Below are 23,401 nucleotides of genomic sequence, written 5' to 3' on the forward strand. Positions count from 1 at the left end.
GCGATTTGTACGAAATCGGCTACAACAAAAAGCCGGCGAATGAGCCGGCTTGTTATTTAACTCGCTAACTTGTGTAGATACTCAACATGCCGCTGATGCGCGACGCTTTGCACAATCGGCCTTAACCGCAAGGTACTTCCCGGCAGGCGCTGGGCGAGTCTGGCCAGGGAGAGTGGCGTCAGCGCGCCGAGTCGGGGATAGCCGCCGATGGTTTGGCGGTCGTTAAGCAGGACGATGGGCTGACCGTCGGGGGGCACCTGGATCGCGCCCAGCGGGATACCTTCGGAGATCATCGGTGCGCCTTGATATATCAATTCCGGCCCCAGCAGGCGAATGCCCATACGGTCGGCGCGGCTGTCCAGGGTCCAGTCGTTGTTGAACACGTCGAACAGGCTCAGGCCGCTGAACTCGCCGATTTGCGCACCCAGGACCACGTCCAGTGGCGTAGCGTCATGGAAGTCCGGGATCTGCTGTTCAGTCAGCGCGCGCAGCACGAACGCCGACCCTGAATAACTAAGCCGGTCACCTTTGGCCAACGCTTTGCCCAAGCCATCGAGACCGCCCAGTTCTTCGCGACCAACACTCGCGCAGCTGCCCAGCACCTTGGGCGCGTCGAAACCGCCAGGTGCGGCCAGGTAAGCCCGAGCGCCGAGTTGTGGCTGGCTGAATCGCAAGCGCTGGCCCTTGCCGACGAAGAAACTGCGCCATGGCTGAATCGGCCGGTCGTCGAGCATCGCGCCCAGGTCAGCGCCCGCCAGCGCCAGGCAGCAATCGTCTTCGGCCAGCAGCGTCAGACTACCCAGGGTAATTTCGATGACGGTGGCATCCAGCGCGTTGTTCAGCAGGCGATTGGCCCAGGACATGGACACCCAATCCAGCGCCCCGCCCTGGGTCACGCCCAGATGCCGTACGCCGAAACGGCCGGCGTCCTGCAACAGGCACAGCGGTGTGCTGCTTTCGATCAACAGCGCGCTCATGGCTGCACCTCCAGCGGTGTGTCATCGCCGCCCAGACGCACGAACTCCGCGTGATCGACGGCAGCGAACGTCACGCTGTCGCCGGGCTGCATCAGGCTGTAGCCATCCCGTTGCCGATCAAACAGTTTGCTTGGCGTACGCCCGATCAGGTTCCAGCCGCCGGGGGAAACCACCGGATAAGCGGCGGTCTGCCGCTCAGCAATGCCAACGCTGCCGGCGGCGACGCGTTTGCGTGGGGTGTTCAGGCGTGGCGCAGCGAGAATTTCTTCCACCAGGCCCATGAACGCGAAACCCGGCGCGAAACCCAAGGCGAATACCTGATACTCGCGCTCGCAGTGACGCCGGATCACTTCGCTGATTTCCAGGCCGCTGCGCCGCGCCAGTAACTTCAATTCAGGGCCGACGCTGAGGTCGTACCAGACCGGCAACACATGGTGCTGACCGCGGGCAGCCGGGTTCGGGGCCAGATCGCGCAGCGCCTGATGGATCAGCTCCCGGGCCTGATCAGGATTCAGGGCGAGCACATCGTAATGCACCATCAAGGTGGTGTAGGACGGCACCAGATCCACCAGATGCACGCCGAAGCTCTCCCGCAAGCGGGCCGTAGCGGCCAGCATCCAGGGCATGTTGGTTTCGTCGATGGCGTCGAACAGCCGCACCATCAGGCAGTCGATCGCCACCACTTCAATACGCAGCTTCATAAGGCGAACTGCTCGTCCAATGCCTGGCGGATGCGTTGCACGGCGGCAATCGAACTGGCGTTGTCGCCATGCACACAGAGCGTATGCGGCGTGAGGTGCAGCGCTGTGCCGTCGCTGGCAATCAGCGGTTCGCCACGCGCCAGCGTCATGGCCTGGGCGATGATGATTTCCGGATCATGGTGAACGGCGTTGGGCTGCTGGCGCGGCATCAAGCGCCCTTGCGCGTCGTAACCCCGATCCGCGAACGCCTCGAACCAGAGTTGCACGCCAAACTCGTCGGCAATCGCCTGGGCGGCGCTGTTGTCGCGCATCGCCAGCAGCATCAGTGGCAGTTTCGCGTCATAGCGGGCGATGCCTTCGATGACCGCACGCAGTTGAACGGGATTGGCCATCATGTCGTTGTACATCGCGCCATGGGGTTTGACGTAGTGCACTCGCCCGCCCTGGGCGCGGCAGATGCCGTCCAGCGCGCCGATCTGATAATGCAGCAGATCGTGAATTTCCTGCGGGCTGCACGCCATGGAGCGGCGACCGAAGCCGACCAGATCCGGATAGGCCGGATGCGCGCCAATTGTTACGTCATTGGCAAGCGCCAGGCTGACGGTCTTGCGCATCACGCTCGGATCCCCGGCGTGGAAGCCGCAGGCGACGTTGGCGCAATCAATGAACGGCATGACTTCGGCGTCCATGCCCATGGTCCAGGCGCCGTAACTTTCACCGATATCGCAATTGAGTAACAGGCGGCCCATGGGCGTATCTCCTGTGTGCGTAAGAAATTTCGGACAACGAGGCCAGAGTCTAACGCGCCGTTTGTGTTCAAGGGCAGCGTTGCGACGAGCCTGTCAGGTACAGCGCATTTTTGGAGGGTAGCGGACGTGGCGTCCAACTAATAAAAGCGGGTGGGAGGGATAAGAAAAAGTGATGAGGGATGTTGATCGATCCGTAGGACCGGCTTTAGCCGGGAGCAACTGGCGCATTCACAGCAGCTCTGTCGTCAGAACGACTGTCCTCCCGGCTGAAGCCGGTCCTACGGGTCCATTTTTTGCGTCAATAATCCCGCTCAAGCCTGTGCTTGCGGCGCCCGCCCGTGGCGACCCAGCCGAGCATCAGGAAGAACGTCTCGATCAGCAGCGCCAGCACCAGCGCGCAGACAATGCCCCAGGCAATCACTTCCGGCGCCAGCAGCACCTGCCAGGTGTAGCCATTCCAGGTTTCACGACGGATATCAGCGTCGGCGGCAATGGCCACATGCAGCGCCCTGGCGTACCACGGACCTTGCATGGACAGCCATTCGCGTTCGAGGATCTGCGTGCGGGTCAGCAACGCGTTGATGCTGTCGGCATCACTGCGGAACACCGGGTCTTCGCTTTCACGGTAATGCTGGATCAACGCCTGCACGTCGCCCTTGAAGAACTGCGCGGCGGTTGCGTTATAGCCCTTGATGCTTTGCTGGGCCTCGATCAGGTGCGCTTCGACGCGCTTGCCGTAATCACTGACAAAACCAGGAATCTGTACCCCGAACAACAGCCCGACGGTGAACAAGACCAATCGCAGATAACTTCGCAGCATTTAGATCCCTCTCAGTTGGGTCGATGTTCTCAAGCGTTGCCCTGGGCAACGCATTCGCCACGCCGCCACAGCGCCCATTGGCCCGGCTCGTAGCGATTCCAGATCTCGTCTTCGGTCAAGGGTTCGGTGGCAATCACGGTCACCACGTCATTGGGGGTGGTTTCCGCCTGGAAATCGACGATGACATCCACGTCCTTCAAACGGGCCGGACCAAATGGCGCGCGTCGGGTAATCTGCACCAGCTTGGTCGAACAGAAGCAGAACAGCCAGTCCCCATCGCTGAGCAAGGCATTGAACACGCCTTTGCTGCGATATTCGCTGCAGGCCTGGACCAGCGACGGCAGCAGCTGTTCGATTTCCACCGGCTCAGGAAACGCTTCGCGCACCTGATTGAGCAGGTCGCAGAACGCAGCCTCGCTGTCGGTGTCGCCCACGGGTCGGTAGAAAGTGGCCTTTGGCGCAAAATCCGCCAGTTGGCCGTTGTGGGCGAAACACCAGTTACGCCCCCACAGCTCACGCACGAAAGGGTGAGTGTTGGACAGGCACACGCGGCCGACATTGGCCTGGCGGATGTGCCCGATCACCACTTCGCTCTTGATGGGATACCGCTGCACCAGCTGCGCGACTTCTGACTCGCTGCTCGCGGCAGGGTCCTGGAACAAACGCAAGCCGCGACCCTCGTAAAAGGCAATGCCCCAGCCGTCGCGATGGGGGCCGGTACGCCCGCCCCGCTGCATCAGCCCGGTGAAGCTGAAAACGATATCGGTCGGGACATTGGCGCTCATGCCCAGTAATTCACACATGCTCAGGTTCTCGTTTGAGGGCGTTCAGCGGCGCGTCTGGCGACCAGCGCCTACAGACGTGGCTCGACCCGAGAACGGTTGCCGACGCCGGACGCGGCAGGCTTGCGATCAAAGCGGTCGTCATCGTCGAACGGCTCGTCCTGCGGCTCCTGCGCGACGGCGGTCGGCTCGGCGGCGACTTGCGGATGACGCGCCCTCCAGCTTTTCTCGAGGGGCCAGCGAATCAGCACAAACAGCAGGTACAGGCCGAAGGCAATCATGCCGTACATGGCCAGATCCGACACCGCACGCCAGACATTGCTGCCGACCTTGAACAATAAATCCAGGGCTGTGATGGCAACCGCCGGGGCGAATTTTTCCTTCACCGGGTCAATGATGGTCGGGGTGAACAGCAGGACGGCAACGATCACCAGCAGCGGTTCACGCAGGTAGCGCCACATCCAGCGTGTCATCAGGAACCACACCAACAGACAACCCAACGCAGCAAATGCGTAGAGGCCCCAGGCGATCGTATAGTCGTTCTCGGTCATGACGTCCGTGGTAAGGCAGGTAATTAGGCGCTTATGATAACGGCTTTTCGCCAACCCGGCTTCCCCGGCGTCAGTTATCAGTGCCATATGCCATCAATTGGCAGTCCACATTCGATAGCGCGCGGCCACTAATGAGCGCCCAGCATGTCTCAATTACATCCGATTCCCAGCGCCCCCATCGCCGAAAAAGCCGATGGCGCCGATCCTTATGCCTGGCTGCAAAACCGCGACAGCGACGCAGTCCTCGATTATCTGAAGGCGGAAAATGCGTATCAGCACGCGCAATTGGCCGATCAGGAAGCGTTGCGCGAGACGCTGTTTGAGGAGATCAAAGGCCGCATCCTGGAGACCGACCTCTCGCTGCCTTCGCCCTGGGGGCCGTACCTGTATTACACCCGCACCACCGAAGGCGACGAATATGCCCGGCACTATCGCTGCCCGCGCCCGGCCGACGACTCGCAGACGGTGGACGAAAGCCGCGAAGAACTGCTGCTGGACCCTAACGAATTGGCCGGCGACGGCTTCTTTTCTCTGGGCACGTTCAGCATCAGCCCGGACCACCAGCGGCTGGCCTACAGCCTGGACACCAGTGGCGAAGAGGTTTATCAGCTTTACGTCAAGGAGCTGAGCAGCGGCCAGGTCAGCGCCCTGCCCTTCGAAGACTGCGACGGCAGCATGACCTGGGCCAACGACAGCCAGACGCTGTTCTTCGGCGAACTGGACGACACGCATCGCCCACACAAGCTGTATCGCCATCGTCTGGGCAATGACTCGGCGGATCTGGTGTTCAACGAGCCGGACGGGCGATTTTTCCTGCACTGTTATCGCAGCAGTTCCGAGCGGCAGTTGATCCTCGGCCTGGACAGCAAAACCACCGGCGAAACCTGGGTGCTGGACGCCGAGCGGCCAGAGCACGCTTTCGTGTGCATGGCGCCCCGGGCGCAAGGTCATGAGTACTCCGTGGATCACGGTCAAGTGGATGGAATCTGGAGCTGGCTGATTCGCAGCAATCAGGACGGCATCAACTTTGCGCTGTATCAGGCCGCCGAAAAACCCGGCGGCGTGCCCACCCGCGACGCCTGGCAAGTGCTGGTCCCGCACAGCGAAACCGTGATGCTCGATGGCTTTAGCCTGAACGCCAAAGGCCTGACCCTGAGCCTGCGTGAAGGCGGCCTGCCGATCATCGAGGTTCGCCCGCAAGGTCTGCCAACGTATCGCGTGCAATTGCCGGACGCCGCTTACAGCCTTTACGTGCAGGATTCCCTGGAATTCGACAGCGAGAAAATTCGCCTGCGCTATCAGTCACTCAATCGCCCGGCGCAAGTCCGTCAATTGACGCTGGCAACCGGCGATCAGCTAGTGCTCAAGGAAACCCCGGTGCTCGGCCCGTTCGATGCCGACGCGTATGTCAGCCAGCGCATCTGGGCAACCGCCAAGGACGGCACGCAGATCCCCATCAGCCTGGTGGTCAAGCGTGAGCTGCTCGGCCAACCGACGCCGCTGTATCTGTATGGCTATGGCGCCTACGGCGAGAGCCTCGACCCATGGTTTTCCCACGCGCGTCTGAGCCTGCTGGATCGCGGCGTGGCATTTGCCATTGCCCACGTTCGCGGCGGCGGCGAATTGGGTGAAGCCTGGTATCGCAACGGCAAGCAGGAAAACAAGCAGAACACCTTTGACGATTTCATCGCCTGTGCCGAGCACCTGATCGCTGACAACCACACCCGCGCCGAGCAACTGGTGATCAGTGGCGGCAGCGCGGGCGGGCTGTTGATCGGCGCGGTGCTCAATCAGCGTCCTGAGTTGTTCAAGGCGGCGATTGCCGAAGTGCCGTTCGTGGATGTGCTCAACACCATGCTCGATCCTGATCTGCCGCTGACCGTCACCGAATACGACGAATGGGGCAACCCGCAGCAGCCTGAGGCGTACGCGCGGATCAAGGCCTATGCGCCGTATGAAAACGTCCGCGCCCAGGCCTATCCGGCGATGCTGGTGATTGCCGGTTATAACGACAGTCGCGTGCAGTATTGGGAAGCGGCCAAATGGGTGGCAAAATTGCGCGCCCACAAAACGGACGACAATTTGCTGCTGCTCAAGACCGAACTGGGCGCAGGTCATGGCGGCATGAGCGGGCGTTATCAGGGCCTGCGCGACGTGGCGCTGGAGTACGGATTTATCTTCAAGGTATTGCAGCTGGCCGTTTGAACTCGGCCTGAAATGTTTGTCTTACTAACATCTGGCCGGACGCTTGCTAGCGTCCGGCCAGCACTCATTCATAACAAGACCGAGCCATGTCAGAACAACCTTCGTACCTGAACAATGAAATCCGCGACATGCTCATGGACTGCGGCCTGTTCGACGCCCTGCTGCCTGCCGAATTCCAGGCGGCGGCGGGCTATTTCAACATGACGTCGATCAGCCAGGGCGATGCAATCTTCAGTGAAGGCGATGCCGGCACGTTCATGTGCATCATCCATTTGGGCTCGGTGTCGGTGCAGAAACTCAATGCCGACGGCCAACCGGTGGAAATCGCTACGCTACGTCGCGGCCGGGCTTTCGGCGAGATGGCGGTGCTGGACGGTGAGCGGCGTTCGGCCAGTTGTGTCGCCGCGTCGAACTGTCAGCTGTTGAATCTGGGCCGGGATTCTCTGGACAAGATGCTCGACGAGACGCCAAAGATCGCCGCCAAGATCATCCGCGCCCTGGCCACCTCGTTGTCCAAACGCTTGCGCATGGTTGATGGCCAATTGCTGAGCTGACCGGCGCCGCGAGGTTATTTAGGGATGTTGTCCTTGTCTGCCGGGCCGCTTTCGACTGTCGGCAATGGTTGATCCTTGGGCGGCCGGGGCATTTCAATTTTCGGCAGTAAAGGCGAGTTCCCCTGTGTTCCGCCAGCCTTGGGGATACTTGGCGGTACGACCTGCGGGTACGGCGTAGGTGTCGCGGTGCCCGGTGAACCGGGTTCTGGCGCCGGGGAAATCGGCTGTAGATTGTCCGCCTGCACGACACTTAACGAGAGCGTCGTCAGGACAATCGCCGTTAGAATAGAACCTTTCATCAATGGCCTCATATGCCAGCCCGTCATATTGTGCGGCTCAGGCTACTCCTTGCCTTGAGACCGTGTTCGACTTTTTGCCACCGCCTTCTGCCGATGAGTGCCCAATGAAACGTTTCGTCCTGCTCGACACCACCGCCATTCCCGATAACGGCGGTGCCTTGTGCCTGTTCGAATACGGCGAAGATTTCGTGATCAAGATCCAGGGCGGCGATGGCGGCCAGCTGATGAACACCCGCATGCACGGCTCCGAAGACGCGCTGGCGGAAATCCCTTGCAAGAAGGTCGCACCGCGCCTGCAACCGCGGGTCTTGATCGGCGGCCTGGGCATGGGCTTCACCCTCGCTTCGGCCTTGAAACATCTTGGCAAGAACGCCGAAGTGGTGGTCGCCGAACTGGTGCCGGGCGTTGTGGAATGGAATCGCGGCCCGCTGGGCGAGAAATCCGGCAACCCGCTGCTCGACCCCCGCGCCAAGGTGGTGATCGGCGACGTCGCCCAAGTGTTGAAGAGTGAACCCCACGGTTTCGACGCGATCATGCTCGACGTCGACAACGGCCCCGAAGGCCTGACGCAGAAGTCCAACAGCTGGCTGTATTCGTCCGGCGGACTCGCCGCCTGCGCCCAGGCCTTGCGTCCCAAAGGTATTCTGGCGGTATGGTCCGCCAGCGCCGATCAGAAGTTTTCCGACAAGCTGCGCAAGGCCGGCTTCAAGGCCGAAGAGGTGCAAGTCTTCGCCCACGGCAACAAGGGCACGCGCCACACCATCTGGATTGCGGAAAAACTCAAGGGCTGAACGCTTCGCGAAGCGCTAGACTTGGCCCATTACCGTTTTCAACGAATGAACATGACACAGGTGACCCCATGAGCACGGCCAACCCCCCTTCCCACACCGCCAAGCTGGATCGCATCCTGGCCGACGCCCAGCGCGACCGCGAAATGGGTTATCGCGACAAGGCTCTACGCATGTATCCGCATGTGTGCGGCCGCTGCGCCCGTGAGTTCGCTGGCAAACGCCTGAGCGAACTGACCGTTCACCACCGCGACCACAATCACGACAACAACCCGCAGGACGGCTCCAACTGGGAGCTGCTGTGCCTGTACTGTCACGATAACGAGCACTCGCGCTATACCGATCAGCAGTATTTCTCGGAAAGCTCCACCAGCAGCCCGAAAATCGCCAAGGCAACCCACAACCCGTTTGCGGCGCTGGCAGGGTTGATGAAGAAAGACGAGCCGTAGGACCGGCTTCAGCCGGGAGCCGGGAGCCGGGTTCCCGCTTCGCCCTTCGGCTCGCGGATAAATCCGCTCCTACCAACATGACGCACGTATAATCGCCCGCTTTTCCCAGCGAGCATTCCCCCCGTGGCCAACAAACGTTACGCCTGCATTGGCTTGTACAACCCCAAGTCTCCGGAAAACGTCGGCTCCGTGATGCGTGCGGCGGGTTGTTATGGCGTGGCGTCGGTGTTCTACACCGGCAAACGCTACGAGCGCGCCCGGGATTTCGTCACCGACACCAAGAAAATCCATCAGGACATTCCCCTGATCGGCATCGATGACCTGAAAAACATCCTGCCGCTGGGTTGTATTCCAGTGGCCGTGGAACTGGTTGAAGGCGCACGCCCGCTGCCCGAATACACCCATCCCGATCGCGCCCTGTATATCTTCGGCCCGGAGGACGGCTCGCTGGACCAGGACATCCGCGACTGGTGTGAAGACGTCGTCTACATCCCCACCACCGGTTGCATGAACCTTGCCGCGACCGTCAATGTCGTGCTTTACGATCGCATGGCCAAAGGCATCAATACGCGCTCAGGGCCGCAGTTCGGCAGAGAAAAAGCCGACTAGCGGCACGATTGCTGACAAATGCATTGAACAGTTCCGAACGGCGGCAGTCAGTTTTACTGAACCGAATTCATCTCATCATGGAGAACGATCATGAGCGACACCCCGATCATTGAACGCATTGACAACGCAGCGCAAGAAATCCACACCCCACAAAACGTTCATGGCTGGGAGCGTGTCGGCTCTCTGGCGGGCGGCGTATTGATGATGGGCAAAGGCCTGCGTCGTGGTGGCATCTTCGGTTTGATCCAGCTGGCCATTGGCGGCGCTGTATTGGCACGCGGCATCACCGGCCATTGCTCGGCCAAGAGCCTGATCGAGAAAAGCCGCAGCGACCTGGACACCGCCAAAGCCCGCATCAAGCGCGCTGGCGATGAACTGAGCTTGCTGAAAACCAAAGCGGAAGTGACTGCCGAGAACGCCGTTGCCGATGGCGTTGATGCACTGACCAAGCCTAAAGCTGAGGTTTGATGCTCGCATAGGAGCCAACTGGTTGGCGAACGGGTGCGTCAGTTACCACGCAAATCCGTAGGACCGGCTTTAGCCGGGAGGACATTCTCGCGGCTAAAGCCGCTCCTACAATGCAATTGCGCGAAGGTTCAGCACAATGGGATGACCAATGCGATGGGCTTGTTAGTTATGAGGCGGGGCGGGGGAGGAAGTTCGAGCCGTAGGACCGGCTTTAGCCGGGAGCGAGCAAAATCTGACGCCGCAACGGGTGCGAATGTACCGGCCGCCTCCCGGCTAAAGCCGGTCCTGCGAGATTGACGTCCAAGGTGTGATGAGGGCCCAGACGAGACGGTACCTACAGACTACCAATCCTACCCCGCGCGAAAGATCAGATAGTCTTCCCAATCATCCTCGGCCACGCTGTTTTCACTGAGCATGCGTCCGGACTGAGAGATGCGCTCCCGATGCACTGCATCGCGATCACCGCAGACCAGGTGATGCCACAGCGGCAAGTCCTTCCCTTCGCTGACCAGCCGATATCCACAAGTCGGCGGCAACCATTTGAATTCGTCCGCCTGACCCGGCGTGAGCTGAATGCAATCGGGCACCGAAGCCCGGCGATTGCTGTAATCGGTGCATTGACAGGTTTTCAGATCCAGCAACTTGCAGGCGATACGCGTGTAATAAACGCTGTTGTCGTCCTCGTCCTCAAGCTTTTGCAGACAGCACAGACCGCAGCCGTCGCACAGCGATTCCCACTCGGTTGCATCGAGCTGATCGAGGGTCTTGCGTATCCAGAAGGGTTCGACTTTAGCGGCCATGGTTCGGGCAATCAGCATCAACAGTGAAAAGGTCGCCAGTCTAGTGGCACAAGGGGCGCGGGCCAAGCGCTTACGACTGCCGGTAGCCAGGACTTGTCAGATTGCCAGCAGCGCAGTAGTTTTAGGCCGCTACCTTCCGGACTTCCGCGATGCCTGCCGTCCACGGCCCATCTGCTTGAGCGTCTGCAATTCTCTTTCTTCAGGATTCTCATGAGCACAAATCCACGCATCGCCGATCACCCTATCGACCCGCAATTCACCGAACGCTGGTCGCCCCGCGCCTTTACCGGCGAAAGCATCCCCCAGGAAACCCTGTTGAGCTTCTTCGAAGCGGCGCGCTGGGCGCCGTCGGCGTACAACTCGCAGCCTTGGCGTTTCCTGTACGCCCGTCGCGATACGCCGAATTGGGCGCGTTATCTGAGCCTGCTGGTCGAGTTCAACCAGTCCTGGGCGCAACATGCTTCGGCGCTGGTCATCGTGATTTCCAAGACCACCTTCATCGCCCCCGGCGCCACTGAAGAGTCACCCGCGTTGTGGCACACCTTCGACACCGGTTCGGCCTGGGGCCATCTGGCCTTGCAAGCGAGCCTGAGCGGCTGGTACACCCACGGCATGGCCGGTTTCGACAAGGAGCGAACCCGTCAGGAGCTGAATATTCCAGAAGGCTATGAGATCCACGCGGCTATCGCGATCGGCAAACTGGGTGATAAATCGACACTGCCTGAATTCCTGCAAGGTAGAGAAATCCCAAGCCCGCGCCGTCCGGTGCAAGAGCTGGTGGCAGAAGGCGATTTCACGCTCTAAATCTTGTGGGAGCCAACTTGTTCGCGAGGCGCCGGTATTGCTACACCATTTATCCGCCTCGCTAACAAGTTGGTTCCTGCATTAATACCCCCGCGAGAAATCCACTTCCCCACGCAACGCTTCACCCGCTTCGAAAGCTTTCAGGTTGGCGAGGAATAACTCGACCATGGCTGTAGGAGAAGTCGGCGCGGCGCTGTGCCCGGTCAGCAGCAAACCCCAGGCGGTCCAGAACGGATGGCGCTGCGGCAGCGGTTCCTGGCGGCAGACGTCGATGACCGCGCCCGCCAGATGCCCTTCTTTCAGTGCCTCGACCAGATCCGCGTCAACCACGGCAACGCCGCGCCCGACATTGATGAATAAACCCGTTGGCTTGAATTTGGCGAACAGCTTCGCATCGAACAGATCATGGGTCTCCGGCGTGTTGGGCAGAAGGTTGATCACGTAATCCACCTCGCCCACCAGACGCTCCAGATCCGCCATCGCCGCCACTTCAACAAATGGCGCCTGGGTGCGTGCCCGGGACGCAATGCCATAGACCTGCACGCCAAACGGGGCAAGGAATTGCGCAACGCTCACGCCGATGTCGCCAGCGCCAACGATCAACACCTTGCGCCCCGCCAGGCTGTGACTGGCGCGATTGTCCCACTTGCGCTCGACCTGACTCATCAGGCGCGCCAGCACTTCGCGTTCATGACCGAGCATGTAGGTCAGGACGAATTCAGCCATCACCTGACCGAAAATGCCCACGGCACGGGTCAAACGGTAATCCCGGCTCAAGCTGTCGACCAACAACGGCGTGACGCCCGCCCAGGTCGACTGCAGCCACTGCGGGGTGTGGCCTTGGCGTAGCAGGTTGGCCAGCAAATCCGGCTGACCCAGCCAGACCGGACAATCGGCCGCCAATCGCGACAATTCAGCCGAGTCGCCGGTACTCATGACTTCAAGTTCCGGAGCGGCCTGGCGCAGCAATTGGGTGTAAACAGGGTAATCGTGTTCAGCAATCAGAACGCGCATGGCTCAAAACCTTTAAAAACAAAACAGGCGACTCGAAGACAGATCGGGCCTGATCAAATCCGGGTCACGTATGCAAAAAGCAGATTTAACACCCTGGCCCGCAGGCGCAGGGGCATTGGTTGCTCACATCGGATCGTTGCGACGCAGCAGTTCTTCCGGCAAGTGCTCGATGTATTCGTCTTCGGCCGGCGGCATCTGCAGGTGATAACCCTGTTTATCGAGGTTCTCCAGCACCTTGTGGATGTCCTCCCGGGAAAGCTGCCGTTCCGGACTCAGCACCAGGTCGAACGCGTGATGCGGCGTACCAAAGGCGACCATCAGTTCAACCGGAACACGCTTGAGCACGTCGCTCTTCAGCACGTACAGGTACATTTCGTTTTTCTTGGTGCTGCGATAGATCGAACAAATACGCTTCAAGACTGTTCTCCGGTACCGGCCAGGTGATCGAGCAGCGCCTGGCCCATCAGGTCGCGACGCCAGCCGCGCAACGACTCTGGCAATTGATAAGGCCCGTCGGGATAACCGCTCTTGAGCAGTGCTTCGAGGGTTTTCTTGCGCAGCATCAGTTCTGGCGCCATGTCCAGTTGCTCGGCGTAGCGTTGACCCAGGGCGCGCAGGCTTTTGAGCAGGGTCGCGGCGTCGATTGGCAGCGGTTCAGGCAACGCCTGGGGCCATTGCTCAGGCGGCACGCTGCCGGTGCGTTTGATCAGGTCGAGGAGAAACTCGCCGTCCTGGCGCACGGTTTTCGGGTGCATGTCGTCGATTTTTGCCAGCGCGCCGAGATTGTCCGGCTGCGTCTTGGCCAGCGGCCACAGCGAGTGTTCCCGCACGATGCGGTTACGCGGCAGGTTCCGGGCGCGGGCTTCGCGTTCACGCCACGCACACAGCTCACGCAACACCGCCAGTTGCGCGCGGGACAGCTTCCAGGCCAGCTTGGCGTCGCGGTACACCTCGTAAGGGTCGACTTCACGACGCAGGTTGGCGACCAGCTCGGCGCCATCGTCCAGCACCCAGGCGTACTTCTCGTCCGAAAGGCGCGGCCGCAGGATGTTGTAAACCTCGGCCAGGTGCACCGCGTCTTCTGCGGCATAGCTGATCTGGGTTTCCGACAGCGGACGCTGCAACCAGTCAGACCGGGTTTCGCCCTTGGGCAGGTCGATGTTCAACACCTCCTGCACCAGTCGCGAATAACCCATGGAAAAACCCAGGTTCAGATAGGCCGCCGCCAGTTGGGTGTCAAACAAGGGCGCTGGCAGACTGCCGGTCAGGCGCAGCAGGACTTCGAGATCCTCGCTGCACGCATGGACCACTTTGATGACATCCGGGTTTTCCAGCAACGCAGACAGCGGGCGCCAATCATTGATCAGCAGCGGATCAATCAGCCAGGCGCAGGAACCGTCACCGATCTGCAGCAGCGCAGCGATGGGATAAAAAGTGTCGACCCGCATGAATTCGGTGTCGAGGGCGACAAAAGGCAAGGCCTGCCATTGCGCGCAATGTCGGGCGAGGCTGGCGTCGTCGCGAATCCAGTGAATATCGATGGCCACACGGCTCTCCCATGAAGAATGGCGCGCAGTATATATCGCCATGGGTGCTTACCGCGCATCTGTCCTACACCTGTTGAACATCTTCATCTTGGGTTTTTGGCGAAATTCCGCACGAAACCGACCGCTGACCGGATTACCGGCTGATCTTGCGCAGCACGTAAACCCGCCACATGGCGTACCCGGGAAGAAAGTCGTAATGGCGCAGAATCCTGAAGCCGGACGCTTCGAATTCGCCCTTGATCGCGGTCCTGCCGACCACGAACCGGCTGCGTCTGGCGGCGGGCAGTCCGCAACTGTCGCGGTGGGTCTGCATGCGCTTGCGACGCCATGACCGGATATTGCCATCGACCCACAGCGCAACAATCACGGTGTCGCGGCTGACGCGGTGGAACTCGCGCAAGATATCCGAGCGTTCGTCGCTGTCGGCAATATGGTGGAACAGCCGCATGCAGAAAATACAATCCACCGCGTTGTCGTTGAGGTCGATGGAAAACGCCGAGGTCTGAAATGTCTTGATGCGCTTTAGCACCGCCGTTGGGCAGTGATTCTCGGCCAGGGCCAGCTTGTCTGCGGATTGATCCCCGGCGAGGATGACGCGATTGGCGTGTTCGGCCAGCACCGACCAGAACTTCCCGGCACCACTCGGCAGATCGAGGACCAGGCCCGGCTCCCCCGCCGCCTTCAACGCATGGCGCGCCAATTGCTCGTCACGCCACAGGCTGAATCGCCGGACGAACCCCGGTCGCGGCTTCTCGCCCACGTTATTCATTTGCCAGCACGCTATTGCTGGCCAAGCCACGGCAGCCGGCAAACATATCCAGGCTCGGGTTGTAGACCTTGGTATTGACCTCCAGCAGACCGAGCATGGAGTGAAACAGATTGTCCTGGCTCAGCGGTGCATTACGCTCTTTTTGCAAGCAACCTGTATCGACCGAGAAAGACGCTTTATAGGCATCGGAAAACCAGGCAAGCATCGGAACATGCTTCTGTTGATCCGGCGCCAACATATAAGGTGTGCCATGCAGGAACAGATTATATTCGCCCAGCGATTCGCCATGGTCCGACAGATACAGCATCGCGGTATCCACCTTGGCCTGATTACTGCGCAAGATATCAATAAGGCTCGACAGCACGTGGTCGGTATACAGCAAGGTATTGTCGTAACCATTGACGATACTTTCGCGACTGCAGTTGTTCAGCGCGTTACTTTCACACACGGGGGTGAATTTCTCGAACGCCTTGGGATAGCGTTTGAAGTATTCAGGACCATGACTGCCCATCTGGTGCAACACCAGGACGGTGTCCTGATCGAGGTTATCAATGAAACTCTGCAAGCCCTGAAGCAGGATATCGTCCCGGCATTCGTTATTGGCGCACAAGATCGGATCTTTGAGGTTACTGACATCCTGCAAGGTCACCCGATCACAGGTGCCCTTGCAACCGGACTGGTTGTCACGCCAGACCACATTCAGACCCGCATGCTTGATCACGTCCAGCAGGCCCTCCTCGTTTTTCGCCTTGGTCGCGCTGTAATCCTTGCGGCCCATGTTGGAAAACATGCATGGCACGGACACCGCAGTCTCGGTTCCGCAAGAGTGCACGTCGGTAAAAGCGATCAGGCCTTGTTCCTTGCTCAGGTTCGGCGTGGTGTCACGGCCGTAGCCGAGGATGCCGAAGTTCTCGGCACGGGCGCTTTCCCCCACCACCAACACGGTCAGTGATTTGCGCTTGCGCGCTGCCCACTGTGGGGAGAGCTTTGCGTCTTCACCAATGGCCACGAACGGGCGCTGGGCAGAAATCACCTGCTCACTCAAATAGCCGAACGATGCACCAATATAATTACTCGGCACTACCATCAACCGCAGCTCATGGTGGTTACGAAACAGCGAAGAAAGACCTTGATAATTGGCCAGCGCCACACCACCAATGGCGGCCACGCACGCGACAGTCACGAGCACCTTGCTGATCAGTTCACGATGCCAGCGCCGATAATTGATCGGCGTCTTCAACAACAGCAACGAAGGCAGCAGGCCGAGAAAAAGAATATAGAGACCTAACTTTATCGATAACAAACCCTGCACTTCAGTGGCGTTGGTTTCCGCGAAGTTACGAAACATCCCGGCATCAATCATCACGCCGTACTCACTCATAAAGTAAGCAACACCAGCACTGACAAAGAACAACAGGATCAGAACAGGCTTCAATATTCGTTTAAACGCAAACAGGGTCAGAAATATATTAAACACACAAAAGATCATCACGCCGAACGCGACGCGCATGGCAACGCCCTTCCAGTCGGAAGCGGTAATTGCAAACAAGTGCTTCCATAGCGTCAGGTTAAACGCGAACAACAAGAAACCGCTGGCGAGCAAGGTGGCAAGCTCGGGGCGCATGGCTTTAACTTTCAGCATGACAGTCTGCTTTTATGAGTTGAAATACGTCAGAGCGGCGCCATTCAGGCAACTCCTTCGACGTAGCAAACTTTAGTCAGGCAGCCATCAATTTTTTGTGAAAAGGATGAGAACAAATAGTCTTGTTCAGCTTCTTTTCAGGTAGGAAAATTCCACAAAACTCAAAACCTTAGCGCAACAAGCCCGCTTAGAACGCCAGTTGTTGTTGATCCGCCATCTGGATTGCCACACGTTCCAGACGCAGGAGGAACTCCTTGCGCGGTTTACCGCCGCCATAACCAGTCAGCGAACCATCGGCACCGATCACCCGATGACAAGGCAGGACGATAGACATGCGATTACTGCCATTCGCCAACCCTACCGCACGACTGGCGCCCGGTTTGCCCAATAGAACCGCGATCTGGCCGTAAGTGCAGGTCGTGCCGTACGGCACCTGGCGCAATGCGCTCCAGACCTGATTCTGGAAAACACTGCCTGGCGTATGCAGCGCGACCTCGAAACGGGTCAAGGTGCCAGCGAAATAACGCGCCAGCTCGTCCTCGATCTGCTGCAGATGCGGGTTATTCCCCGGCGTCATGGCGTAGCCGAATCGAGCACGCAACTCTTCGAGTTCGCGCATCAGGATCGGCCGGTCAATAAACTCCAGCATCACCAGCCCGCGTTGTTCTGCCATGGCAAGCATGGTCCCCAGCGGCGTGGACAGGCGCATGAAGTGCAACGGTTCGCGGGGTTTGGCCTGGGCAGCAATCTTGCGGCCACTCGTTGGCGCCGAACTGAAAAGCTCGCCGTCATAGCGCGTGTCGCCATCCAGCATGGCTTTGAGCTTATCGGCGTAGGACAACGGCGCGGGTTCGATGGGTAGGTTCATGGGCTGAGTTTATGCCGCTTGCAGGCCGCGCTCCAGCGTTGCCTTGGTGGGAACGGGAGACAGGCCACATAAAAAAGGCCGCCGCAAGTATCCTTGCGGCGGCCTCAGGTCCTGCGTCGAGCGTTAAACAGCGCTGCGACGGTACGACCGATAGTTCGGCATCCAGAAGTTACGCTGAATCGCCTCGACCAACATCTCTTCAGTGGTCTCCAGCGCCACGCCATCGGCCTGGGCCTGCTTGGCCACCGCCAGGGCGATCTTGCGGCTGACTTCCTGAATCTCTTTGAGCGGCGGCAATACCGCATCGCCCTTGCCAGTGACCATCGGCGAGCATTCAGCCAGCGCGTTGGACGCCGCCATCAGCATCTTGTCGGTGATCCGCGTGGCTTTGCAGGCAATGACACCGAGGCCAATGCCGGGAAAGATGTAGGAGTTGTTGCACTGTGCGATATGGAACGTGCGATCGCCTACGGTCACCGGAGCAAACGGACTACCGGTTGCAACCAATGCATCGCCGTTGGTCCAGGTCAGGACTTCCTGCGGGGTGACTTCCACTTTCGACGTCGGATTGGACAGCGGCATGACCAGAGGCTTGGCGCAGTGCTTGTGCATTTCGCGAATGACTTGCTCGGTGAACAGGCCACGCTGGCCGGATACACCGATCAACACGGTCGGTTTGCCATTGCTGACCACGTCCAGCAGTTCCGGATAGCCGTCGCCACTTGCCCAGCCAGCGATGTCGCCCGCCTTTTGGGCCAGGTTCTTCTGGAAGTCCAGCAGGTTATCCATGCTGTCGGTCAACAAGCCGAAACGGTCGACCATCATCACGCGTTTGCGCGCCTCGGCTTCGCTCAAGCCTTCGATCACCATCGCCGCAATGATGTGCTCGGCAATCCCGCAACCGGCAGAGCCGGCACCGAGGAACACCACGCGTTGCTGGCCCAGGGTTTCATTCTTGGCTTTGCAGGCGGCAAGCAGCGTACCCACGGCAACCGATGCGGTGCCCTGGATGTCGTCGTTGAAGCAGCACAGCTCGTCGCGGTACTTTTCCAGCAGCGGCATGGCGTTGGTCTGGGCGAAGTCTTCGAACTGCAGCAACACGTCCGGCCAACGACGCTGCACCGCTTCGATGAACAGCGCAACGAAGTCTTCGTATTCCTTGCCCGTCACCCGCTTGTGGCGCCAACCCATGTACATCGGGTCGTCGAGCAGTTCCTGATTATTGGTGCCGACATCCAGCACGATCGGCAAGGTGTACGCCGGGCTGATCCCGCCGCATGCGGTGTACAGGGACAATTTGCCGATTGGAATGCCCATGCCGCCAATACCCTGGTCGCCCAGACCCAGAATGCGCTCGCTGTCGGTGACCACGATGATCTTGATGCGGTCTTTGGTGGCGCTGCGCAGGATGTCGTCGATACGGTCGCGTTCCGGGTAGGAAATGAACAGACCCCGGTGCGTGCGGTAAATCTTCGAAAATTCCTGACACGCCTGGCCAACTGTCGGCGTGTAGATGATCGGCAGCATTTCATCCAGGTGCGAATCCAGCAGGCGGAAGAACAACGTTTCGTTGTTGTCCTGGATCGAACGCAGGTAGATGTGCTTGTCCAGATCGCTTGCGCACTGGTTGTACTGGCTGAAGACCCGTGCGACTTGTTCTTCAATGGTCTCGACGTTCTGCGGCAACAGCCCGATCAGATTGAATTCGACCCGCTCTTGCGGGGTGAAAGCACTGCCCTTGTTCAGCAGGGGCATTTCCAGCAGCGAAGGGCCAGCATAGGAAATATATAAAGGTCGCGAAGTCTTGGTCATTTTCAGTTATCGCCTTTTCTCGTCTACTCGTGTTCGGTTCGTACCATCGCGGCTGGCCGCTGGAATCTCTTCAAGAGCGCATCAGGACCAACCACGAAAAATCGGGGCAGTGAAATCAAGGTGCATATCTTACTCGCGCCAAATCGTGTTGCGACATTTCGCCGCTACTACATGGCTAAAGGATGGCAAAAGAAATGCGAAGTATCTTCGCCGAGCGCATCACGAGCGCCAGCAGCAGCCCTGAATTAATTTGCAAATACGCGAAATTGGCGAGGCTCGCTGTTTGAGGCTGAAATGATCAGGACCTTTCAGACCAGAAGACATTGTCGATTATGTATCCGAAGGAATACACTTCTCAGACCCGATATTCACTCCTTGTCACAGCAGAGTTCAACTCATGGATGAGCAATCTGAAGGACCCTAAAGCCAAAGCGAGGATCGCGGCGCGACTGGTTGCTGCCGAAATGGGGAATTTTGGTGATACGCAGATGGTCGGTGATCGCGTCAGTGAGATGAGGATCCATACCGGGCCGGGCTATCGAGTGTATTACTCGCGGCGGGACGCAACGGTTTATCTGCTGCTGTGCGGCGGGGACAAATCCTCGCAATGGCGGGATATAAAACACGCCAGGCAGATTTTGAACACAATCGAGCGAGAGCTATAGCAATGAGCCAACTGACCCCATTCCAGGCGTCTAGCTACCTGAATGATGAAGAAACCATTCACGAGTTTCTGACTGCGGCGCTTGAGGATGAAAACCCCGATGTATTCCTGCGGGCCTTGACCGAGGCGGCTAAAGCGCATGGTATGAGCCGATTGGCGCGCGAAACTGGCCTGGGTCGGGAGAGCTTGTACAAAGCTTTGGCTCCAGGTGCCAAACCCCGCTATGACACAGTGTTAAAAGTGCTCAACGCGTTGGGAATCAAATTGGTCGCTCAACGGCCTTAGACGTCCCCGCACAACCACTATCACCTTGAGGTAGTACATGCTCGACCAAAAACGCTTTTCAGCTTTCCTGTTCGACATGGACGGCACTCTCCTCAACTCGATCATCGCCGCCGAGCGGGTCTGGACGATTTGGGCGCAGCGGCACGATCTGGACGTCGCGGCATTCTTGCCGACTATTCATGGCGTACGCAGCGTCGACACTATCCGTCGCCTGAACCTGCCGGGGCTCGACCCGGTTCTTGAGGCTGAAGGCATATCCCGGGCAGAGATCGAGGATGTCGAAGGTGTTGTCTCCATCGAAGGAGCAGCCCGCCTGCTCGCCTCGCTCCCACCGGAACGCTGGGCCATCGTCACCTCCGCCCCGCGCGCGCTGGCTGAAGCTCGCTTGAAAGCCGCTGGCCTGGAATTGCCCGTCAATCTGATCACCGCCGAAGACGTCAGCCAAGGCAAACCCGCGCCAGATTGCTTCCTCCTCGCCGCCAAACGGCTGGGCGTAGATATCAAGGATTGTCTGGTCTTCGAAGACGCGCCAGCCGGAATAGCTGCAGCGGAAGCGGCAGGCGCCAGTGTGATGGTGATTACCGCGACGCACGAGCATGCGATTACGACGGCACATGCGACGCTGGTCAGTTATGAAGGGCTCAAGGCAGTGGTTAACGCGCAGGGTCTAGGATTGATGCGGGGCTGAAACGGGAAAGCTGTGGATTACCGGGCGCTCAGTTAAGTAATTTGATGACCAGTGTGGTTACGGCGACCGTCGCAGCAATCATGCCGCTGGCGATTGGCACGGGGTACCAGAAGATCTCACGGGTCATCTTTCGAGCTTCGGTTTTCAGCCTGGTGTTTTCAGCAGTGAGCTTGGCTATCTCCATGCGCATCCTTTCCAGTTCGTCGGGGGACATGGTGATTTCAGTTCTCGGTTTTCATGAAAAATCCCTACACAACGCCGGCGGGCAGCGAATAAAGCACCTGGAGCGAACTTGTTCGCGAAGCGCTATGTTTGCCACCGATCAAACATCAGGCCGAAGCGCTTCACAAATAAATTCGCACACAAAAACGGCACCAATGCACTCCTGGCAAAAAATGGCTGCGCCGTTCAACCCAGCATCAATGCAGACCATCCTTCTCCAGCGCGATCAGCCCAAAGGTCAAACAAGCATCCAGCTGACAACCGATGGCCATAACGATATCGGCCACTTTCAGCATCTGAAAGTCGTGAACAGCTGTCGTTCTGAAATCGACTGCCCCCTGAAGCCTTGCCACCAGAGGCGTATCAATCCATCCACCGCGACAAAGCAGCACAAAAACATCATGATCGCTTTGCGGAACGCCCAAACGCTCGCGACGAATCAGATGCTGTCCCATAACTAAGGCTGCATTACATGCCCGCACAATATTGAAAGTCGCAGCATCCTGACGAGACATATCCACAGCAAAGGAAGCTGGGTCTCTCTGATACTCATGGCGTGCACGCTCGACGCAGTGCTCAATAATTTCGGCTTTGATCGTCAGCAACCCATCATCCATGAAATCCGCCTCCTGATCCCTCGGTCACTCATCAATCCCCAACCGCCTACGCCGAGCCATCAATGCTCGACTAAATGACAAATCCGCATAATCCATAAAAAGCCGCGCCAGATGGTTAAGCGCTTTCTCTTCCCCTTCACTGCCCACAACGAAGTCGAAACCCAAAGCGCGCTTGTTCTCGTCGGGTAGCTCTTCCCAGCTGGTCATGAGGTAGGCGTACATGGAGCTGACGATTTGCAGCTGAGTGGGCTTAGTAGCCCGAGCGGGGAAATCGCGCTGTGCCTGCTGGCATCGAGAGCAGCGACGGAAGAAGACCGATTTTGCGTATTTTTGTTGGGAACGTAGCGAATGTTTGTTTCTCATGGGCGACTCCTGACAAGAGTAAATGCTTCCGTGGTGCAGCCATGATAAAACAGAAACCCATTTTGGGATAATCCCAATTCAGGTTTATTCAGGTGGCCGGATCATTGAACGGCTTCCCTAAGTGAAAACCATCCACAACACCCGCTATCAATCCCTCCTGACCCTTCTTCTGGAGGCGCGGGCCAAAGCAGGCCTGACTCAGAAAGAACTAGCCACGAAATTGGGGCGACCGCAGTCCTTCGTTTCGAAAACCGAAAATGCGGAACGACGGCTGGATGTGATTGAGTTTATTGACCTGTGTCGAGGCCTGGATGCGGATCCGCATGAGTTGCTGATCCGGCTGGAGGGGATGCAGGCCGAGCGATAGTGGCCAGCCAGTTATCCCGTGCACGCAAAAAAGCCCCAGAAGCAAAACTTCTGGGGCTTTCATTTGTATGGCGGAGAGATAGGGATTTGAACCCTAGGTACTGTCGCCAGTACAACGGATTTCGAATCCGTCCCATTCGGCCACTCTGGCATCTCTCCAACGGCGCGCATCATAACAGCTCAAACGCAGAAGGCGAACCTTTTTGCTAATTTATTTTGTGCTATCAAGCGCTTGCACGTTTTTTCGGGTTAAAGCGGAACGCCCAGACGGTTGGCGACTTCTTCGTAGGCTTCGATAACGTCACCGAGGCCCTGGCGGAAGCGGTCCTTATCCATCTTTTTGCGGGTTTCCTTGTCCCACAGGCGGCAGCCGTCAGGGCTGAATTCATCGCCCAGGACGATCTCGCCGTGGAATACGCCGAATTCGAGCTTGAAGTCCACCAGCAGCAGGCCAGCGTCGTCGAACAGCTTGTTGAGCACTTCGTTGACCTTGAGCGACAGTTCTTTCATGCGAACCAGTTGCTCGGCGGTGCCCCAGCCGAAAGCCACGACGTGGGATTCGTTGATGAACGGGTCGCCCATGGCGTCGTTCTTCAGGAACAGCTCGAAGGTGTACGGATTGAGCTTGGTGCCCTCTTCGATACCCAGACGCTTGACCAGGCTGCCGGCGGCGTAGTTACGCACGACGCATTCGACCGGGATCATGTCGAGTTTCTTGACCAGGCATTCGTTGTCGCCCAGCAGCTTGTCGAACTGGGTCGGAACGCCCGCTTCTTCAAGCTTCTGCATGATGAAGGCGTTGAACTTGTTGTTCACCATGCCTTTACGGTCCAGCTGTTCGATGCGCTTGCCGTCGAACGCCGAAGTGTCGTTGCGAAACAGCAGGATCAAGCGGTCAGCGTCGTCGGTGGTGTACACCGACTTGGCTTTGCCGCGGTAGAGTTCTTCACGTTTTTCCATGATGGGCTCCGCTTGCTAAGTAGTTGGG

29 protein-coding genes, 1 tRNA gene and 1 pseudogene are annotated in these 23,401 nt (G+C 58.7%); 11 read left to right on the forward strand and 20 right to left on the reverse strand.

Going from position 1 to position 23,401, the window contains the following annotated elements; translation table 11 throughout:
* Positions 1–56: 56 nt before the first annotated feature.
* From CFII64_RS03425 to CFII64_RS03450, 6 genes are all read right to left on the reverse strand, one after another.
* Positions 57–977: a biotin-dependent carboxyltransferase family protein gene (locus CFII64_RS03425; protein WP_020289370.1), complete on the reverse strand. Its 921-nt coding sequence runs from the start codon at positions 975–977 to the stop codon at positions 57–59.
* Positions 974–1,678, reverse strand: a complete 705-nt coding sequence (locus CFII64_RS03430; protein WP_020289371.1) for an allophanate hydrolase subunit 1 — start codon at positions 1,676–1,678, stop codon at positions 974–976. The genes CFII64_RS03425 and CFII64_RS03430 overlap by 4 nt, the downstream gene beginning before the upstream one ends.
* Complete coding sequence (locus tag CFII64_RS03435; RefSeq protein ID WP_020289372.1) at positions 1,675–2,427, reverse strand: 5-oxoprolinase subunit PxpA; 753 nt, start codon at positions 2,425–2,427, stop codon at positions 1,675–1,677. The genes CFII64_RS03430 and CFII64_RS03435 overlap by 4 nt, the downstream gene beginning before the upstream one ends.
* 298 nt (positions 2,428–2,725) lie before the next feature.
* On the reverse strand, positions 2,726–3,247 hold the full coding sequence (locus CFII64_RS03440; protein WP_020289373.1) for a DUF2937 family protein: 522 nt from the start codon (positions 3,245–3,247) through the stop codon (positions 2,726–2,728).
* 29 nt (positions 3,248–3,276) lie between these two features.
* A complete protein-coding gene (locus CFII64_RS03445; RefSeq protein ID WP_020289374.1) occupies positions 3,277–4,050 on the reverse strand; it encodes a class II glutamine amidotransferase in 774 nt (257 codons plus the stop codon).
* A gap of 50 nt (positions 4,051–4,100) precedes the next feature.
* The gene (locus CFII64_RS03450) at positions 4,101–4,580 is read right to left on the reverse strand and encodes a hypothetical protein (RefSeq protein ID WP_044901152.1); all 480 of its coding nucleotides are present in this window, start codon (positions 4,578–4,580) and stop codon (positions 4,101–4,103) included.
* 144 nt (positions 4,581–4,724) lie between these two features.
* On the opposite strand from CFII64_RS03450, the gene CFII64_RS03455 reads away from it, so the two are divergent.
* Both CFII64_RS03455 and CFII64_RS03460 read left to right on the forward strand, forming a co-directional pair.
* Positions 4,725–6,785 (forward strand): S9 family peptidase, encoded by a 2,061-nt coding sequence (locus CFII64_RS03455; protein ID WP_020289376.1) that lies wholly within the window; start codon positions 4,725–4,727, stop codon positions 6,783–6,785.
* 86 nt (positions 6,786–6,871) lie between these two features.
* Positions 6,872–7,339: a cyclic nucleotide-binding domain-containing protein gene (locus CFII64_RS03460; protein WP_020289377.1), complete on the forward strand. Its 468-nt coding sequence runs from the start codon at positions 6,872–6,874 to the stop codon at positions 7,337–7,339.
* Between the two features lie 14 nt (positions 7,340–7,353).
* Here CFII64_RS03460 and CFII64_RS29190 read toward each other — a convergent pair whose 3' ends face one another.
* Positions 7,354–7,638 carry a hypothetical protein gene (locus CFII64_RS29190; RefSeq protein WP_047579329.1) on the reverse strand — a complete coding sequence of 95 codons (285 nt, stop codon included), beginning with the start codon at positions 7,636–7,638 and terminating at the stop codon, positions 7,354–7,356.
* Between the two features lie 104 nt (positions 7,639–7,742).
* On the opposite strand from CFII64_RS29190, the gene CFII64_RS03465 reads away from it, so the two are divergent.
* The 4 genes from CFII64_RS03465 (at position 7,743) to CFII64_RS03480 (ending at position 9,952) form a co-directional block, all read left to right on the forward strand.
* Positions 7,743–8,429: a spermidine synthase gene (locus CFII64_RS03465; RefSeq protein WP_020289378.1), complete on the forward strand. Its 687-nt coding sequence runs from the start codon at positions 7,743–7,745 to the stop codon at positions 8,427–8,429.
* A 68-nt stretch (positions 8,430–8,497) separates the two neighbouring features.
* Entirely contained in the window at positions 8,498–8,875 is a 378-nt protein-coding gene (locus CFII64_RS03470) for a YajD family HNH nuclease (RefSeq protein ID WP_020289379.1), read from the forward strand.
* Positions 8,876–8,998: 123 nt separating this feature from the next.
* Positions 8,999–9,484, forward strand: coding sequence for an RNA methyltransferase (locus tag CFII64_RS03475; protein WP_020289380.1), 486 nt, complete (start codon positions 8,999–9,001; stop codon positions 9,482–9,484).
* Positions 9,485–9,574: 90 nt separating this feature from the next.
* Positions 9,575–9,952 (forward strand): DUF2892 domain-containing protein, encoded by a 378-nt coding sequence (locus tag CFII64_RS03480; RefSeq protein ID WP_020289381.1) that lies wholly within the window; start codon positions 9,575–9,577, stop codon positions 9,950–9,952.
* A gap of 350 nt (positions 9,953–10,302) precedes the next feature.
* On the opposite strand, the gene CFII64_RS03485 is transcribed toward CFII64_RS03480, so the two are convergent.
* Positions 10,303–10,752, reverse strand: a complete 450-nt coding sequence (locus CFII64_RS03485) for a YcgN family cysteine cluster protein (RefSeq protein WP_020289382.1) — start codon at positions 10,750–10,752, stop codon at positions 10,303–10,305.
* Positions 10,753–10,962: 210 nt separating this feature from the next.
* On the opposite strand from CFII64_RS03485, the gene CFII64_RS03490 reads away from it, so the two are divergent.
* On the forward strand, positions 10,963–11,556 hold the full coding sequence (locus CFII64_RS03490) for a nitroreductase family protein (RefSeq protein WP_020289383.1): 594 nt from the start codon (positions 10,963–10,965) through the stop codon (positions 11,554–11,556).
* 81 nt (positions 11,557–11,637) lie between these two features.
* Here the strand turns inward: CFII64_RS03490 and CFII64_RS03495 are convergent, their stop codons facing one another.
* From CFII64_RS03495 to CFII64_RS03525, 7 genes and pseudogenes are all read right to left on the reverse strand, one after another.
* Complete coding sequence (locus CFII64_RS03495) at positions 11,638–12,570, reverse strand: D-2-hydroxyacid dehydrogenase (RefSeq protein WP_020289384.1); 933 nt, start codon at positions 12,568–12,570, stop codon at positions 11,638–11,640.
* Positions 12,571–12,693: 123 nt separating this feature from the next.
* The gene (locus CFII64_RS03500) at positions 12,694–12,987 is read right to left on the reverse strand and encodes a YcgL domain-containing protein (RefSeq protein WP_020289385.1); all 294 of its coding nucleotides are present in this window, start codon (positions 12,985–12,987) and stop codon (positions 12,694–12,696) included.
* On the reverse strand, positions 12,984–14,117 hold the full coding sequence (rnd, locus tag CFII64_RS03505) for a ribonuclease D (protein ID WP_020289386.1): 1,134 nt from the start codon (positions 14,115–14,117) through the stop codon (positions 12,984–12,986). Before rnd ends, CFII64_RS03500 begins: the two co-directional genes overlap by 4 nt.
* Positions 14,118–14,250: 133 nt before the next feature.
* A complete protein-coding gene (locus CFII64_RS03510; RefSeq protein WP_020289387.1) occupies positions 14,251–14,886 on the reverse strand; it encodes a class I SAM-dependent methyltransferase in 636 nt (211 codons plus the stop codon).
* Positions 14,879–16,528 (reverse strand): phosphoethanolamine transferase, encoded by a 1,650-nt coding sequence (locus CFII64_RS03515; RefSeq protein WP_020289388.1) that lies wholly within the window; start codon positions 16,526–16,528, stop codon positions 14,879–14,881. The genes CFII64_RS03510 and CFII64_RS03515 overlap by 8 nt, the downstream gene beginning before the upstream one ends.
* Positions 16,529–16,715: 187 nt before the next feature.
* Positions 16,716–17,267 (reverse strand): annotated as a pseudogene (locus CFII64_RS03520) (methylated-DNA--[protein]-cysteine S-methyltransferase); the annotation flags it as partial.
* A gap of 252 nt (positions 17,268–17,519) precedes the next feature.
* The gene (locus CFII64_RS03525; RefSeq protein ID WP_020289390.1) at positions 17,520–19,208 is read right to left on the reverse strand and encodes an NAD-dependent malic enzyme; all 1,689 of its coding nucleotides are present in this window, start codon (positions 19,206–19,208) and stop codon (positions 17,520–17,522) included.
* A 332-nt stretch (positions 19,209–19,540) separates the two neighbouring features.
* Between CFII64_RS03525 and CFII64_RS03530 the strand changes: the two genes are divergently transcribed.
* The 3 genes from CFII64_RS03530 to CFII64_RS03540 are packed head-to-tail and all read left to right on the forward strand — an operon-like array spanning position 19,541 to position 20,845.
* Positions 19,541–19,873 (forward strand): type II toxin-antitoxin system RelE/ParE family toxin, encoded by a 333-nt coding sequence (locus CFII64_RS03530; RefSeq protein WP_020289391.1) that lies wholly within the window; start codon positions 19,541–19,543, stop codon positions 19,871–19,873.
* Between the two features lie 2 nt (positions 19,874–19,875).
* Positions 19,876–20,157: an addiction module antidote protein gene (locus CFII64_RS03535; protein WP_020289392.1), complete on the forward strand. Its 282-nt coding sequence runs from the start codon at positions 19,876–19,878 to the stop codon at positions 20,155–20,157.
* A gap of 37 nt (positions 20,158–20,194) precedes the next feature.
* Positions 20,195–20,845, forward strand: coding sequence for an HAD-IA family hydrolase (locus CFII64_RS03540; RefSeq protein WP_020289393.1), 651 nt, complete (start codon positions 20,195–20,197; stop codon positions 20,843–20,845).
* Between the two features lie 28 nt (positions 20,846–20,873).
* Here the strand turns inward: CFII64_RS03540 and CFII64_RS03545 are convergent, their stop codons facing one another.
* The 3 genes from CFII64_RS03545 to CFII64_RS30195 all read right to left on the reverse strand — a co-directional run bounded on the left by CFII64_RS03545 (position 20,874) and on the right by CFII64_RS30195 (position 22,047).
* Positions 20,874–21,059 carry a hypothetical protein gene (locus CFII64_RS03545; protein WP_020289394.1) on the reverse strand — a complete coding sequence of 62 codons (186 nt, stop codon included), beginning with the start codon at positions 21,057–21,059 and terminating at the stop codon, positions 20,874–20,876.
* A 205-nt stretch (positions 21,060–21,264) separates the two neighbouring features.
* Complete coding sequence (locus CFII64_RS03550) at positions 21,265–21,684, reverse strand: DUF86 domain-containing protein (RefSeq protein ID WP_020289395.1); 420 nt, start codon at positions 21,682–21,684, stop codon at positions 21,265–21,267.
* A 24-nt stretch (positions 21,685–21,708) separates the two neighbouring features.
* Positions 21,709–22,047 carry a hypothetical protein gene (locus CFII64_RS30195; protein ID WP_020289396.1) on the reverse strand — a complete coding sequence of 113 codons (339 nt, stop codon included), beginning with the start codon at positions 22,045–22,047 and terminating at the stop codon, positions 21,709–21,711.
* A 121-nt stretch (positions 22,048–22,168) separates the two neighbouring features.
* Here CFII64_RS30195 and CFII64_RS03560 point away from each other — a divergent pair, with 121 nt between their 5' ends.
* Positions 22,169–22,414, forward strand: coding sequence for a helix-turn-helix domain-containing protein (locus CFII64_RS03560; RefSeq protein WP_020289397.1), 246 nt, complete (start codon positions 22,169–22,171; stop codon positions 22,412–22,414).
* A gap of 68 nt (positions 22,415–22,482) precedes the next feature.
* Here the strand turns inward: CFII64_RS03560 and CFII64_RS03565 are convergent.
* Positions 22,483–22,572: transfer RNA gene (locus CFII64_RS03565), tRNA-Ser, on the reverse strand.
* 90 nt (positions 22,573–22,662) lie between these two features.
* On the reverse strand, positions 22,663–23,373 hold the full coding sequence (gene purC / locus CFII64_RS03570) for a phosphoribosylaminoimidazolesuccinocarboxamide synthase (protein ID WP_020289398.1): 711 nt from the start codon (positions 23,371–23,373) through the stop codon (positions 22,663–22,665).
* Positions 23,374–23,401 lie beyond the last annotated feature (28 nt).

The sequence above is a fragment of the Pseudomonas sp. CFII64 genome (assembly GCF_000416235.1).
Lineage (GTDB): Bacteria > Pseudomonadota > Gammaproteobacteria > Pseudomonadales > Pseudomonadaceae > Aquipseudomonas.